This is a genomic window from Sphingomonas sp. PP-CE-3G-477, from assembly GCF_003050745.1.
Taxonomy (GTDB): domain Bacteria; phylum Pseudomonadota; class Alphaproteobacteria; order Sphingomonadales; family Sphingomonadaceae; genus Sphingomonas.
Window position 1 is genome coordinate 15,317 of sequence record NZ_QAOF01000006.1, and the last position, 15,478, is coordinate 30,794.

At 66.4% G+C, this 15,478-nt stretch carries 11 protein-coding genes; 6 read left to right on the forward strand and 5 right to left on the reverse strand.

From position 1 onward, the window contains the following. The first annotated feature begins 90 nt into the window (after positions 1-90). From C8J45_RS12765 to C8J45_RS12785, 5 genes are read left to right on the forward strand one after another with little or no spacing between them, the layout of a single operon-like run. Positions 91-1,059: a cytochrome c oxidase subunit II gene (locus C8J45_RS12765; protein WP_107963709.1), complete on the forward strand. Its 969-nt coding sequence runs from the start codon at positions 91-93 to the stop codon at positions 1,057-1,059. Further along, positions 1,056-3,602, forward strand: coding sequence for a cytochrome c oxidase subunit I (ctaD, locus tag C8J45_RS12770; RefSeq protein ID WP_107963559.1), 2,547 nt, complete (start codon positions 1,056-1,058; stop codon positions 3,600-3,602). The genes C8J45_RS12765 and ctaD overlap by 4 nt, the downstream gene beginning before the upstream one ends. Further along, on the forward strand, positions 3,599-4,015 hold the full coding sequence (locus C8J45_RS12775; protein ID WP_107963560.1) for a hypothetical protein: 417 nt from the start codon (positions 3,599-3,601) through the stop codon (positions 4,013-4,015). The genes ctaD and C8J45_RS12775 overlap by 4 nt, the downstream gene beginning before the upstream one ends. Further along, positions 4,012-4,632, forward strand: coding sequence for a cytochrome c oxidase assembly protein (locus C8J45_RS12780; protein ID WP_107963561.1), 621 nt, complete (start codon positions 4,012-4,014; stop codon positions 4,630-4,632). The genes C8J45_RS12775 and C8J45_RS12780 overlap by 4 nt, the downstream gene beginning before the upstream one ends. Further along, complete coding sequence (locus C8J45_RS12785; protein ID WP_107963562.1) at positions 4,629-5,657, forward strand: c-type cytochrome; 1,029 nt, start codon at positions 4,629-4,631, stop codon at positions 5,655-5,657. The genes C8J45_RS12780 and C8J45_RS12785 overlap by 4 nt, the downstream gene beginning before the upstream one ends. A gap of 48 nt (positions 5,658-5,705) precedes the next feature. Here the strand turns inward: C8J45_RS12785 and C8J45_RS12790 are convergent, their stop codons facing one another. From C8J45_RS12790 to glgX, 5 genes are read right to left on the reverse strand one after another with little or no spacing between them, the layout of a single operon-like run. Then, positions 5,706-5,912: a molybdopterin-binding protein gene (locus C8J45_RS12790; RefSeq protein WP_107963563.1), complete on the reverse strand. Its 207-nt coding sequence runs from the start codon at positions 5,910-5,912 to the stop codon at positions 5,706-5,708. Between the two features lie 43 nt (positions 5,913-5,955). After that, positions 5,956-8,397 carry a malto-oligosyltrehalose synthase gene (treY, locus tag C8J45_RS12795; protein ID WP_107963564.1) on the reverse strand — a complete coding sequence of 814 codons (2,442 nt, stop codon included), beginning with the start codon at positions 8,395-8,397 and terminating at the stop codon, positions 5,956-5,958. After that, positions 8,394-10,373: a 4-alpha-glucanotransferase gene (gene malQ / locus C8J45_RS12800; protein ID WP_107963565.1), complete on the reverse strand. Its 1,980-nt coding sequence runs from the start codon at positions 10,371-10,373 to the stop codon at positions 8,394-8,396. The genes treY and malQ overlap by 4 nt, the downstream gene beginning before the upstream one ends. Then, positions 10,370-12,076 carry a malto-oligosyltrehalose trehalohydrolase gene (gene treZ, locus C8J45_RS12805; protein ID WP_107963566.1) on the reverse strand — a complete coding sequence of 569 codons (1,707 nt, stop codon included), beginning with the start codon at positions 12,074-12,076 and terminating at the stop codon, positions 10,370-10,372. Before treZ ends, malQ begins: the two co-directional genes overlap by 4 nt. Continuing rightward, entirely contained in the window at positions 12,073-14,175 is a 2,103-nt protein-coding gene (gene glgX / locus C8J45_RS12810) for a glycogen debranching protein GlgX (RefSeq protein ID WP_107963567.1), read from the reverse strand. The genes treZ and glgX overlap by 4 nt, the downstream gene beginning before the upstream one ends. 181 nt (positions 14,176-14,356) lie before the next feature. On the opposite strand from glgX, the gene C8J45_RS12815 reads away from it, so the two are divergent. Beyond that, complete coding sequence (locus C8J45_RS12815; RefSeq protein WP_107963568.1) at positions 14,357-15,460, forward strand: NADH:flavin oxidoreductase/NADH oxidase; 1,104 nt, start codon at positions 14,357-14,359, stop codon at positions 15,458-15,460. Positions 15,461-15,478 lie beyond the last annotated feature (18 nt).

Sequence of the window (15,478 nt, forward strand, 5' to 3'; positions counted from 1 at the left end):
GGGGGAACATGAACTAGTTGTCATTTTCCGGTTTACGCCACCCTGCCCCGGCGTTTAGAGAGCCCCTTCGAAAAGGGTGGCAAGGTGATGATGCGGAAGGCTATTTTTCTTTCCGTGGGCGCGTGCCTGCCGATGTTGGCGGCGTGCAACCGGCACCAGTCGACGCTCGCGCCGTTCGGCGAGGAGGCGGACAAGGTCCTCTCGATCACCATCGTTCTGGTCATCGGCGCGATCATTCTTGCGGGCGGGCTAGCGTTGCTGATGCGCCACGCGATGCGCGCGCCGGAAGGTCGGCTGACGCACAAGGGCGGGATGAAGCTGGTGCTGTGGCTCGGCGGCATCGGACCTTCGATCCTGCTGCTGGGCCTGTTGCTCTACGCCCTGCCCGCGATGCGGCCGCGCGAGGTGGCCAACAGCGACTTGCGGATCGGCGTCGAAGGCGAGCAATTCTGGTGGCGCGTCCGCTATGCGCCGCCGGGCGGATCGGTGGTCGAGACCGCGAACGAACTTCGCCTCCCCGTCGGCCGCACGGTCGAACTGTCGCTGCGCAGCCCCGACGTGATCCACAGCTTCTGGGTGCCGGGCTTGGCGGGCAAGATGGACATGATTCCCGGCCGCACCAACCGCCTCGTCGTCCGCGCGACCAAGGTTGGCACGTACCGCGGCGTCTGCGCGGAGTTCTGCGGGCTCGGCCATGCGTTGATGGCGTTCGACGTGATCGCGATGGAGCCCACCGCGTTCGAGCGCTGGCTCGCCGAGCAGCGCAAGCCCGCCGTCGTCACCGCGTCGCCGGGCGCGCGCGCCTTCGCGAGCTATGGCTGTAGCGGGTGCCACAGCGTGCGCGGCGTCGGACCGGTCGCGAAGATCGGCCCCGACCTGACGCACTTCGGGTCGCGTCCGACGCTTGCCGCGGGCGTGTTGCCGATGACGCACGCCAACATCGCCGGGTTCGTCCGCGATCCCGGCAAGACCAAACCCGGCGTGCGGATGCCCGCCTTCCCGCAGATGTCGGCCGCCGAAGCCGACCAGATCGCAAGCTACCTTCAGGGGCTCAAATGACCACCGAGAGCACCCAATATATCGCGCCCGACCAGAACGATCCCGCGGTCCGCAAGGGCCAGGAAGATCGTCTGCGTGAAGTGTGGAAGCCGCCGTCGGGCTGGTTCTTCCGCTGGACCGACGTCAACAACAACCGGATCGGCGTGTGGTATACGCTAACCGCGTTCGGCTTCATGCTGTTTGCAGGCGTGCTGGCGCTGATCATGCGGACGCAGCTGGCGGTACCGAACAACGATCTCGTCACGGCGAACACGTTCAACCAGCTGTTCACGCTGCACGGCTCGATGATGATGTTCCTGTTCGCGGTGCCGATGTTCGAGGCGGTGTCGATCATCCTGCTCCCCCAGTTGCTTGGCGCGCGCGACCTGCCGTTTCCGCGGCTGTCGGGGTTCGGATATTGGAGCTTCCTGATCGGAGGCGTCTTCGTGTCGGGCTCGATCTTCTTCGACGCGGCGCCCGATGGCGGGTGGTTCATGTACCCGCCGCTGACGACGCGGACCGATCTCAGCGGGCTCGGCGCCGACATCTGGATGCTTGGCCTGAGCTTCATCGAGGTGTCGTCGGTGGCGGCGGCGGTCGAGCTGATCGTCGGCGTGCTGAAATGCCGCCCGCCGGGCATGCGGCTCAATTTGATGCCGCTCTACGCCTGGTACATCCTGGTCGTCGCGGTGATGATCCTGTTCGCGTTCCCACCGCTGATCGCCGGCGACGTGCTGTTCGAGATGGAGCGGCTGCTGAACTGGCCGTTCTTCAACGCGGAGAAGGGCGGCGATCCGCTGTTGTGGCAGCACCTGTTCTGGATCTTCGGGCATCCGGAAGTCTACATCGTCTTCCTGCCGTCGATCGCGCTATTCGCGATGCTGATCCCGACCTTCGCGCAACGGCATCTCCTCGGCTATCCGTGGATCGTGCTGGCCGCGGTGGGGACGGCGTTCCTGAGCTTCGGGTTGTGGGTCCACCACATGTTCACGACGGGTCTGCCGAAGATCAGCCTCGCCTTCTTCGCGGCGGCATCGGAAGCGGTGGCGATCCCGACCGGCGTACAGATCTTCGTGTTCATCGCGACGCTGTGGGCGGGCAACGTCAAGAAATCGACGCCGTTGCTCTACGCATCGGGCAGTCTCGCCGTATTCGTGATCGGCGGCCTGACTGGCGTGATGGTCGCGGTCGCTCCGTTCGACTGGCAGGCGCACGACACCTATTTCATCGTCGCGCATCTCCACTACGTGCTGATCGGCGGCACGCTGCTGCCGCTGTTCGCCGGGCTGTATTATTACTGGCCTCTGGTGACAGGCAAGAAGCTGTCGGACAAGCTCGGGCGGATCGCGTTCTGGATCATGTTCGTCGGCATGAACCTGACGTTCTTCCCGATGCATCTGTCGGGCCTGCTCGGGATGCCGCGGCGCGTGTTCACGTACCCGGAGGAACTCGGCATCGGCGGTCTCAACCTCGCCTCGACCGCAGGGTCGTACATGTTCGCGCTCGGCGTGCTGATCGTCTGCATCGACCTCGCGCTGTCGCCGCGCCGTCCGAAGGCGCCGCGCAATCCGTGGAACGCGGGCACGCTCGAATGGCTCGCGCTGCCCGACGATGAGGATTGGGGTATCCGCTCGGTGCCGCTGATCGAGAGCCGCTACCCGATCTGGGACCAGAAGAACTTCGTCCAGAAGGTCGACGAGGGCCGCTTCTTCCTGCCCGACGCGGAGGAGATGCGGCGCGAGTCGATCATCACCACCGTACTCGACGCGCGCCCCCTCCAGGTGATCCGCCTCGGTACGCCGAGCGTGAAGCCGATGATGACCGCGGTCGCGCTGGCAGGCGTGTTCATTCTGACGACGTACCATCTCTACATCTGGTCGGCGGTCAGCGGCGTCGCGACGCTTGCCTGCGTGCTGTGGTGGCTGTGGACCGGCACCGCGGAGATCCCCGAAAAGCCGACCAAGCATATCGGCCACGGCATCGAGGTGCCGCTCTACACCTCGGGGCCGTCGGCACCGGGCTGGTGGGCGATGTTCATCACGATGATGGCGGACGCGACGGCATTCTCCGGCCTCGTGTTCGGCTATTTCTTCTTCTGGACGATCCACAACGATTTCCCGCCGAGCGGGGTCGGGCTGAACGGACCGGGCGTGTTCTGGCCGATGGTCGCGCTGGCGCTGACGCTCACCGGCTGGGCCGCTACCGTTGGGGCGCGCGAAGTGCATCGTCGCGGCAACGTCGCCGCGGGTCGCGCGCTACTGATCGTCGGGATCGTCGCGACGCTGTCGAGCCTGTTCGCCGGACTCGCCGGACCGTGGTATTCGGGGCTTGATCCCGAACTTCACGTCTATCCCGCGATCGTCTGGACGCTGGCGATCTGGACCGCGGTCCACGCCGCGATCGGGGTCATCATGCAGGCCTACACGCTCGCACGCAGCCTCGCGGGGAAGATGACGCCGGTCTATGATGCGGACCTGCGCAACATCACCGTGTACCACCATTTCCTCGCACTGACCGGGATCGTGACGTTCTGCACGATCGGCCTGTTCCCGGGGGTCGCATGACGGACAAGCCCGAGCGCAAGCCCCAAGCCGAGCGGAAACATTGGGCCCGCGACCTGAAGGTGACGCTGTGGACGCTGATCGTCCCGCCGACGATCTGGGCCGTGCATTTCCTGTTCTGCTATCTGTGGGTGGCAGTAACCTGCGCGAAATCGTCGAGACCGGGGACGGCGTTGACCGGCTTCCCGCTGGCGACGCTGATCGCGACGATCGTGGCGCTGCTGGGGATCGTCGCGGCGGGTTACATCGCGCGCGTTCAGTCGGAGACGCCCGGCGATCCGGCCCCGCACGAACAGGGCACCGCGATCGATCGCCTCCGCTTCCTCGCGCTGTCGACGCGGTTGCTGGCGGGGCTGAGCTTCGTCGCGGTGATCTTCACCGCTCTGCCGGTCATCATGTTCGGCGACTGCCGATGAGACGTGCGAGCCTCGTCCTGGGCGCGGCGCTAGTCCCGCTCGGCTGGGCCTTCGCCGCCGCCCCGCTCGGGATGGTCGGGCACATGGCGGGTCACATGATCGCGGTTGCGGTTGCGGCGCCGTTCCTCGCCTACGGGATCGCCGGGAGCAAGTTCGACCCGGCCGAGCGCTGGCCCGCGGTCGTGAGCCCGCTCGCGATGTCGCTCGTCGAACTCGTCGTCGTATGGTTCTGGCACCTCCCCGCGCTGAGGCTCCGCGTCGACATGCAGCCCCTCGCGCTGCTCATCGAGCAAGCGAGCTTCCTCATCGCTGGCGTCCTCCTCTGGAGCGCGGTACTTGGCACCCGCATTGGCGGCGCCACCGACCGTCGCGCGTCCGGCGTCGCAGCGCTGCTGCTCACCTCGATGCACATGACGCTGCTCGGCGCGTTGATCGGCCTCGCCCCGCGACCGCTCTACGCAATGATGGCGATGCACCCGGCAACACACGGCCTCGACGCACTCGAAGACCAGCAACTCGGCGGCGTCGTCATGCTGATGGTCGGCGCGGCAAGCTATTTCATCGGCGGGCTCGCGATGCTCGGCGGACTGTTGAAAACACGGAGCGCGACCGCATGACGATCCGGATCACCTGGGCGCGCGCCGCCGCCGCCATCGTCGCGCTGGCACTCGCCGGACTGTTGTTCGCCTGGTCGGGCGTGTTCAACATCGCCGCGTCGTCGGGCCATTGGAAGATCACCGACTGGTTCCTCCACTGGACGATGCGCAACTCGGTCCGCACCTACGCCGCGGTCACCGCGCCCGACGATCCCAAGGCGAACGAGGGTCTCGTCAGCGCCGCCGGCCTGTTCAAGGCAAGCTGCGCTTCGTGCCACGGCGCCCCCGGCGTCCGCCCGCTCCCGGTGATGCAAGCCGCGACGCCCCCTGCCCCAAACCTGTCGATCAACGCGCGCGAGTGGACCGACAAGCAGATCTTCTGGATCCTCAAACACGGCGTCAAATACACCGGCATGCCCGGCTGGGCCGCCAAGGACCGCGACGACGAAGTCCGCCGCATGGTCGCCTTCGTCCGTCTGCTCCCCGAAATGACGCCCGCGACCTATCGCTCGTTGACCGAAGTGCCGGGCGTCACCGATACCAAGATCGCCACCTGCGCAGGCTGTCACGGTGCCGACGGACGTGGTCGCGGCCAGCCCGACATGCCCGTGCTCGGCGGCCAGAGCCCCGCGTATCTTCGCGCAGCACTGGAGGCCTATGCGACCGGAAAACGTCAGAGCGCGGTGATGGCGAACGCCGCCGCAACACTGACGCCAGAGGACATGACGCGGTTGGCGGATCACTTCGCGGCGATGCCGGGGATCGGCGGCGTCACGCCGTCGGGATCGACCGCGGCTGCCCGGATCGACCGCGAAGGCCTGCCCAAAATGCAACTCCCCGCCTGCGCAAGTTGCCACGCTCCCGGCAAGCCCTACCCCGTGCTCGCCGGCCAGCGCGCGAGCTATATCGCGCAACGCCTGCGTAATTGGCGTGGTGACGAGACGGTGGTCGACGCGCGCAAATCGCAGTCGACGATGCCGGTCATCGCCCGCCGCATTCCCGAGGACATGATCGACCCGCTCGCACGCTATCTGGCGGGCCGCTGAGGGAACGCCGCCCCGAGCGACTGAAAGGTGGGCCGGGGCGGTGCGGGATCACTTGCCGATCAGGACGTCGCTGGCCTTGACCAGCACCGTGACCGTGTCGCCGGTCGCAAGCGCGAGGTCGGCGATCGCTTCCTCGGTGATGTTGGCCGTGACAACGTTGCCGCCGCCGATATCGACCTTGATAGAGCCATTGACCGCACCCGGCGTGATCGAGACGATGGTGCCGAAAATCTGATTGCGTGCGCTGATCTTCATGAACGTGCTCCTGATGAAAAATCGCCGTTTAGCAACGACTTGGCTACCCCGCTACGGCATCCAACACGACGACCGAAACGGCTGACGTGCCAAGCAGGTCGGCGATCGTTTCGCCGGACGACAGTGCGGTATCCGCCCACCAGTCGCTGGCATCGACCTCGCCGACGTAACGTCCGACGCTGCGCAGGGCCGTTACGCACCGCACCGCCATGCCGTCATGCACACGGTTAAATGCGATTATGTGCTCGGCTCGTGGGCCCGTTACGGCGATCGGTTCGTACGAGCCGCCCGCGAACAGCGCTAAATACTGACGCCGTAGCGCCAGCAGGCGAGCGATCAACGCGACCTTCGGCTCGGACGCGGTTGCGAGCATTTCCTGGCGCGCACGATAGTCGACCGGCCGCCGGTTATCTGGATCGACCAGGCTCAAATCGGCGGTTTCGGTGCCTTGATACAGGTCGGGAACGCCCGGAACTGTGTAACGCAATGCCACCTGCGCGAGGCCGTTCGCCTCCGCTGCCGGCGCCACGAGATCGACGAACGCCATGATGTCGCCGAGGAACGCCGCCGACCGCTCTGCATCAAGAAGCGCCCGCGCCAGATCGTGACAGCGGGTCTCGTACGCCTCGTCCGGCGCCTCCCAGGACGACCGGAGCTTGGCCTCACGCAACGCCTTTTCCTGCCACGCGACGATCCGCTCGGCATACTCCGAAAGAGCCTCGCCGTTCGACGCGCGAAGGTTCGTCGGCCATGCGCCGAACAACGTCTGGAGCAGCGTATAGGTGTCGGCGGGATCGACGCCGTCCGCATAGGGGGCAGCCAGTTCGAACCAATGCTCCGCCCGCGAACGCCAGAGGTCGGGTATCTCGCTCAGCACCGCGAGCCGCGCGCGGACGTCCTCGCCGCGCTTGTGGTCGTGCGTCGCGGTGGCGAGCATGGCGGACGGCCAGTCCCGAGCGCGCTCGATCATCGCGGCGTGGAAGGCGTCGATATCGAGCGACATACGCGCGGCGTCGAACCCGACGTCGTTGCGCGAGAGCAGACGGCCATAGCGGTAGAAGGCGGTGTCCTCGACCGCCTTCGCCGCGATCGGTGCGGAGAGTTGCTGGAATTTGCGCACCGCCTCGGCGGCGAATGCCACGTCGCCTGGCCCCTCGCCTGCCAACCAACCCAGGATCCGGTCGACGACCGCGCCTTCGCCGGGCGGGACGAACTCCGCAACCCGCTGGCGGACGGTATCGCGGATCCTGGCGTCTGCGAGCGGCGCCGCTTCGCCCGTTCCATAGGTCCGATACACCGGGAAGACCCAGAGCAGCCGCTCGATCGCGCGGTGGAGCATGCCCCTCGTCAGTCCATCGCAGTCGGGTGTCGAGCGGGCCAGCGCTACGAACGCCGCGACACATCGGCGGTGCTGCGCATCGAACTGCCACGCGAGCAATTCCTGCCGCGCGCGCAGTTCCTCGGGCGCGAAGTCGGCGGAGCGGCCGCTTATGTCGGCCCAGAGTTCTGCGAGCGGTTCTGCACCACCGGACGCGTGGAGCAAGGCGGTGACCTGCTCCATGAAGTCGTACCCGCTGGTGCCGTCGACGCCCCAGTCGGTGCTGAGCGGTTCGCCGTCGGCGAGGATCTTCTCGATGACGATGTAGGCGGGCCAAGCCGGTGCGCCAACGGGGCGCTCGATCGCGTCGAGGCGAGCCCGGAGTTGCTGGCAATAGCCGGCCGGGTCGGTCAGGCCGTCGACGTGGTCGACGCGGACGCCGTCGATCAGGCCCTCGGCGTAGAGGCGGAAATACAGCGCGTGCGTGGCGTCGAACACGATGGGGTCTTCGGCGCGGAGGCCGGCGAGGTCGTTGATCGTGAAGAACCGCCGCCAGTTGAGTTCGTCGTTCGCCACGCGCCACGAGGCGAGGCGGTAATGCTGGCGGCCGATCAGCGCGGCGATGTCGTCCGTCGCAGCGCTGGCCTGATCCTCGTCGCGGAGGGGCAAGCGGTGTTCGCCATATGCTTCGAGGACGTAGCGGCCGTCGACCTGCTCGACCTTGAGCGCGCCGCTCGCGATCGTTTCGGCAAGCGGATCGCCGAGGATCGGGAGGACGAGCTTCTCGCGCCAGTCGATATCGAAGTAGCGCGCGAATTCGCTAGCTTCACCGTGTGTTAGGACTTCATTCCACCACCCGTTCTCACCACCGGCTACGCCCATGTGGTTGGGGACGATGTCGATGATGACGCCCATGTCGCGGGCGCGCAAAGCTGCAACCAAGCTCCGGAACGCGGGTTCGCCGCCAAGTTCCGGATTGATCCGGGTAGGGTCGACGACGTCGTAGCCGTGGGTCGACCCGCTGCGGGCGGTGGTGATCGGCGAGGCGTAGAGGTGGCTGATCCCGAGTTCGTCCAGATACGGCACCAGCGCTTCGGCATCGGCGAAGGTGAAATCCCTGTGGAACTGGAAGCGGTAGGTTGCGCGCGGCGTGGTGGAGGGAGTCATGCGGGTCTCGTGGCGTTGAGCGTGTCGATGCGAGCGGCGACTTCGGGGCGGGCGAGCAGCGCCTCGGTCGTGTCGGGCATGCGGCGGCGCCAGTTGGGGTGCTCGTCGATCGTGCCGGGGAGGTTGGGTTGCTCGACCAGTCCGGCGAGGTCTTCGATCGGGATTATGGCAAGCGCGCACGGCGTGCTGGCGACGTGCGCGATTGCCACGTCAACGACCGGGGCGGTGTCTACGGGGGTGGGCTGTTCGGTGCCGGTGTCGAATGCGGACCAGAGCGCGACGCGGTCCTCGGCGCGAGCGGCGAGGTCCGTGGGTTTGTCGGCGGCGTCGGACTTGCGTCCGAGGTCCCACGTCCAATCGATATCGCGGCCGCTCCACCAGCCTGCGACGGTGGCAAGGTCGTGCGTACCGGTCATCGCCACTGCATCGGGCGACCATTTGACGGGCGGCACGAAGCCGTCCGCGTCGCGTTCGAACCACAACACCCGCATGCCGAGCATGGCGCGGGCGTCCATCGCCTCGCGGAACCCGTCCGGGACGGTGCCGAGGTCTTCGCCGATGACGATTGCCTTGGCACGCTGCGATTCCATCGCGACGATCCGCATCAGGTCTTCGAACGGCATGTCGAGGTACGCGCCCTCTGCGGCTGACGCACCTTCGGGCACGACCCAGAGACGACGGAGGCCGAACGCGTGGTCGATGCGGATGCCGCCGGCGTGCGCGAGCGCTGCGCGGATGGTTGCGATGAAGGGAGCGAAGGCGTTTTCGCGCAGGGCTTGTGGGTCGAAGCCGGTAATGCCCCAGCTTTGCCCGTCTGGCCCGAGCGGATCGGGCGGTGCGCCGATCGAGAGGCCTGTCAACAAGTCGCTGCGCCGGCTCCAGCCGTGGCTGCCGCCGGTGTCCATGCCGACGGCGAGATCTGCGATGAGGCCGATCGCCATGCCGGCGTCCTTGGCGGACGTCTGCGCGGCGTCGAGGTCGCGCCGCGCCAGCCATTGGAGGAAGATGTAGAACGTGACGTCGTCCGCATGCTCCGCGACGAAGCGGCGGACGGCGGGACTAGCGGGATCGTGATACTCGGCAGGCCATTGCTGCCAGCCGCCGCGTGCACCGGTGGTCGCGAAGAAGTGCGCGTGGAGGGCGTCGAACTCGGCATGGCGTTCGAGATCGCCGCCACCTTGCCGCCTGAACGCTGTCAGAGTTTCCTCAATCTGTGGAAGCACTTGATCGAAGCTCTTGCGTAGTCGCGCTAGCTTTTCGGGGATCGCGGCGTGCCAGCCGATCAGTTCGGGGAGGTCGCGGCTGTCGGACTTTGCGCCGAATGCGGCCGGGTCACCGTACAGCCCGTTGAGGAATTGCCGGCTCGAGGGTGCGTAGGGGCTGTACCGGCTGACGTCGGCGGGGAACAGCGCGTGGGTGGGGCTGATCGCGAGGGCATCCGCACCGCACTGGCCGAAGGCTCGGGCGGCATCGGCTAGCGAAACGAAGTCGCCGAACGCCTTCGGCACGTCGGTACGGAGGCTCGGGATCTGGACGGCGGGCGCCCAGAGTTTACGGCCTGGTAGCGCGTCGGCGATCGTGTAGCAGCGGCGTGGTGCGACGAGAATGTCGACGACTTCGCCATTGATTTCAATCTTGTGGTAGCCGCTTTTGCTTATCGGACTCAACTCGCCGTCATCGACCGTGACGGAGCGCGTCGTACCGTCTTCGAACGTAAGTTCGGCTTTGCCTGATACCTTTGATGCCAGCCGGATCGCGGCTCCCACATCGACGGACAGGAAACGGACACCCTGTGTGTTTCGGTCTTCGATCGCGGCGAGGCTTTCGGCGATTTGCTGTTCGCTGGCGGACGGATGCCCGAGACGGTCGAGGATCGCCTGTAACGCGCCGTCGGCGACGGTCTGGCGACGACCCGCTGCGTCCTGCCACTCGGGTTGCAGGCGGGCCGCGACAGCGAGTTTTCGGAGGCTGCTCATCGATCCAGCCATACAGCGACGCTAGCAGCCTTTCCGGGTTCGCCATCGGCGAAGATCGGCCAGGTCTCTAGCGCAGGAAAATCAACGACATCGTCGCCGAGGTTGAGCGCGATCGTGAGGATTGCACCGTCACCCATTTTCCAGCGCGCAACGACCGCCCCCTCGCCGATCGCTTCGGCGCCGATCGCTGTTGTGCCGCGCAGGCGGGGGATGATCTGCTCATGGCGGATCTTGAGCAGGGTTCGGTACAGGTCCTGCCACTCGGCCGCATCGGCCCCGGGCCGTGCTCCCGATTGCAGGAAGGTTTCGTGCGCGTTGGGGTCTGGGATCGCTTCGCGCGCTTCGGGGTCGGCGAAGGCGGCGAACTTGGCGAACTCCTTGCGCCGGCCTTCGCGCACCGCGTCCGCTAGCTCGTCGTGAAAGTCGGTGAAGAACAGGAACGGGCTTTCGCTCCCGTGCTCGTCGCCGATGAAGAGCAAGGGTATCTGCGGGCCAAGCAGGAGCAACGCGGTCGCGGCGCGGAGCTTCCGGCGGTCGGCGAGAAGCGTCAGGCGTTCGCCCATCGCGCGGTTGCCGATCTGGTCGTGGTTCTGGAGGAACGCGACGAACGCAGTCGGCGACAATTGCGCGCTGGGTTTGCCGCGCGGCTTGCCGTCATGGTTGGGGGAGCCTTCGCCCTGGTAGATGAAGCCTTCGCCCAGGCAGCGCGCGAGGCGTTCGGCGGGACGGTCGGCGAAGTCGGCGTAATAGGCGCTGGTCTCGCCGGTGAGCAGGACGTGGAGGACGTTGTGGAAATCGTCGTTCCACTGCGCGTCGAACGCGGCGGGGTGGAGGCGGTCGGTATCGTTGCCCTCGTTTTCGAGGACGAGGTGGACGTGGCGGCCGGCGGTCTTCTCACGCAGTTCGGCGGCCATCGCGTCTAGGAAGGCGTTATTCTCGATCGCGTGGACCGCGTCGAAGCGCAGGCCGTCGAACTTGTACTCGTTCAGCCACATCAGCGCGTTGTCGACGAAGTAGCGGTGGACCGGCGCCTGGTCGACCGCGACCGCACCGCCCCAGGGGGTGTCGACTTCGGGGTGGAAGAAGCCCTTCGCATAGGCGCCGAGGTAGTTTCCGTCGGGGCCAAAGTGATTGTAGACCACGTCGAGAAACACGGCCAAACCGAGTTCGTGCGCGCGGTCGACCAGCGCTTTCAGGTCGTCGGGGGTGCCGTAGCTTTCGGCGGGGGCATAGGGCAGCACGCCGTCATAGCCCCAGTTGCGCGTGCCGCCGAACGAGTTGACGGGCATGAGTTCGATTCCCGTGATGCCGAGTTCGGCGATCGCAAGGAGGTGGTCCGCGACGCCGGCGAAGCCGCCGAGCGTGCCGACATGGACCTCCTGGATGACCATCTCTTCCCACGGTCGGCCGCGCCAGTCCGGGGTGCGCCACGCGTAGGCGTCACGGTCGACGACCACGCTCCAGCCGTGGACGCCACCGTCCTGTGCCCGTGCGGCGGGGTCTGGGACGGTCAGGTCGTCCGCGAGCCGGAACCGATACCGAGCACCGGCGTCGACCGCTGCCTTCGCGCTGAACCAACCCTCCGGTTCGGGGGTCATCGGGACCGCGTCGCCGTCGGCGATCTCGAGCGTCACCGCATCGCGGTCAGGTGCCCAGAGACGGAAGACCGTCCCGTCATCGGCGAGAGTCGGTCCCCAGATCATGCCGCTGCGATCGTCCAGGAGAGTAGTGCCGCGCCCTGTTGCGGCAGTTCGTAGCTGTCCTTGATTAAAGTCGCACCCTGCCCCGGCTTGCTGCTGTCGATCAGCACGGTGCGCTCGACCTCTGCAGGCGGCGGCATGTGGAAGGTCAGCGGACCTTCCGAGGCATTGAGCAGCAACGAGATGACCTGCACCTCACCCGACTCCCGCTCGCACGCGCGGCGCATCACCAGCGCACGGCCGTTGGTGTTCTCCCAGTCCTCAGACGTCAGTTGCAGGCCACGCTCGTCCCACCATTCGATGTCCTTCAGCCCTTCCGCGGGCGTGTCCTCGCCGTAGAGGAAGTTGCCGGCGCGGAGCATCGGGTAGTCACGGCGCAGCGCGATCAGGCGCGCGGTGAAGTCGATCAGCGCGTCGCCTTCGGGGGATTTTGCCTTATCCCAGTCGAGCCAGCTGATCTCGTTGTCCTGGCAATACGCGTTGTTGTTGCCGTTCTGCGTGCGGCCGAACTCGTCGCCCGCGACCAGCATCGGCGTGCCGAGCGAGGCGAACAACGTGGTCAGCATTGAGCGCATCACGCGCGACCGGGTCTCGAGGATCGCGGGGTCATCGGTCGGGCCTTCCACGCCCCAGTTGCGCGAGCAGTTGTTCGAGTGGCCGTCGTTATTGTCCTCACCGTTCGCCTCGTTGTGGCGCTCTTCGTATGCGACGGTGTCGGCGAGCGTGTAGCCGTCGTGGGCGCCGAGCAGGTTGACGCTCGCCCAGGGGCGGCGTGCGCGACGATCGAACAGGTCGGCGGAGCCGGTCAGGCGGGCAGCGAGGTCGGCACGCTGCGCGTGGTCACCGCGCCAGAATTTGCGCACGGTGTCGCGGTATTTGTCGTTCCACTCGGCGAAACCGGGGGGAAAGTTGCCGAGCTGGTAGCCACCGGGGCCGATGTCCCAGGGCTCGGTGATGAGCTTCAGCCTGCCGAGCACGGGGTCCTGGCGGAGCACGTCGAAAAAGCCTGCGCCGGGATCGAAGCCGGTATCCGTACGGCCGAGCGTCAGCCCGAGATCGAAGCGGAAGCCGTCGATGCCGAAGCTGGTCGCCCAGTAGCGCAGCGAGTCCGCGACCATCTGGATCACGCGCGCCTTTGTGAGGTTCAACGTGTTGCCGGTGCCGGTGTCGTTGATCGAATAGCGCGGGTCGTCCTTGACCAGACGGTAATAGCTGGCGTTGTCGAGGCCGCGCCACGACAGCGTCGGGCCTTGTTCGGATCCTTCGCAGGTGTGGTTGTAGACGACGTCGAGGATCACCTCGATCCCGGCCGCATGGAGGCGGCGGATCGAGCGGCGGAGTTCGTCATGGCTGTCGGTCGCGAAGAACGAACGCTCGGGCGTGAAGAAATTGAGGGTGTTATAGCCCCAGTAATTGCGCAGCCCCTTTTCCTGGAGGAAGCGGTCCTGGATGTAGGTGTGGATCGGCAGTAGCTCGATCGCGGTGACGCCGAGGCGTTTCAGGTGATCGATGACCTTGGGATTGCCGAGCGCCGCGAAGGTGCCGCGTTCGGAGGGCTGAACCTCCTCGAACAGCTTGGTCAGACCCTTGGTATGCGCCTCGTAGATCACCGTCTCGGACCAGGGCGTGTTGGGGCGCACGTCGCGCGACCAGTCGAAATGGCTGTCGGTCACGACACCTTTTGGCATCGTCAGCGCGCTGTCGCGCTTGTCGAAGCTCAGGTCCGCGCGCGGCGACTTCACCTGATAGCCGTACATCGCGTCGGTCCAGCGGAGTTCGCCGATCATCTGCTTGGCGTACGGATCGAGCAGCAGCTTGTTCGGGTTGAAGCGGTGGCCTTCCTCGGGCGCGTACCGGCCATGCGCGCGGTAGCCGTAGACGAGGCCCGGCTGCGCGTCGGGGAGGTAGCCGTGCCAGACTTCGTCGGTCCATTCGGGCAGCGGATAGCGCTTCAGCTCGCGGCGGCCGGTCTCGTCATAGACGCAGAGTTCGATCTTCTCGGCATTGGCGGAATACACCGCAAAGTTGACGCCGAGGCCGTCGAAGGTCGCGCCGAGGGGATAGGCCGAGCCGGCGTCGAGCGTGTCGGGCAGTAGATGCAATGCGAGGACCCTTTTCGTGTCGTAATCGTCGCTGCGGGCGCGGCTTTATCGCGGTGCAGCATTCCTTGCCATGAAACCCGCCCGCCCGTTCCTATGTTCCGCAAGCAGCAGCGAGTTTTCGCCGCACTCTTCTACGTATCAAGGACATGCACATGCCTTACACCATCCGATCGATCCTCGCATGAGCGGCCCGAAACTGTTCGAGCCGCTCAAGGTCGGCAACCTGACGCTGGCCAACCGGATCGTGATCGCGCCGATGTGCCAGTATTCGGCGACCAACGGCTGCATGAACGACTGGCACCAAATCCATCTGGGGCAGCTCGCGCTGTCGGGCGCGGCGCTGCTGACGATCGAGGCGAGCGCGGTTCTCCCCGAGGGTCGCATCACACATGGGGACGTCGGGCTGTACGACGATGCGACCGAGGCGGCGATGGCGGGGGTGATCGAGAGCGTGCGGCGCTGGTCGGACATGCCGATCGCGATCCAGTTGTCGCACGCCGGGCGGAAGGCCTCGTGCGAGGTGCCGTGGAAGGGTGGACTCCAGATCGCACCGGGCGAGCCGAACGGGTGGCAGACCGAGGGGCCGTCGACAGTGCCGTTCCTGCCGGAGGAGAACGCACCGGTCGCGCTCGACGCCGAGGGTCTGGCGCGGGTGCGCGATGCGTTCGTGGCGGCGACGGTGCGTGCCGCGCGGCTCGGGATCGACGCGGTGCAGTTGCATGCCGCGCATGGATATCTGCTGCACGAGTTCCTGTCGCCGCTGTCGAACCGGCGCGAGGACGAGTATGGCGGCAGTCTCGAGAACCGGATGCGCTTCCCGCTGGAGGTGTATGACGCGGTACGCGCTGCGTTTCCGGCCGAGCGTGCGGTGACGATGCGGGTTTCTGGGACCGATTGGGCCGAGGGCGGTTGGGATTCGGAGCAGACGGTGGCGTTTGCGAAGGCGCTGGAGGCGCGTGGATGCAGTGCGATCCACGTGTCGAGTGGCGGGATCACGCCGGCGCAGCAGATACCGGTCGGGCCGAGCTATCAGGTGCCGCTCGCGCGGGCGGTGAAGCAGGCGGTGTCGATCCCGGTCGTCGCGGTCGGGCTGATTACCGATTTCGAACAGGCGGAGGCGATTATCGGGACGGGTGATGCGGACATGATCGCGCTGGCTCGGACGATCCTGTACGATCCGCGCTGGCCTTGGCATGCGGCGGCGCATCTTGGGGGCAAGGTGAAGGCGCCGAAGCAGTATCTGCGGTCTCAGCCGCGGCAGTTTAAGGATTTGTTCGAGGGGTAATGCAGGCCTCCCCCCAAC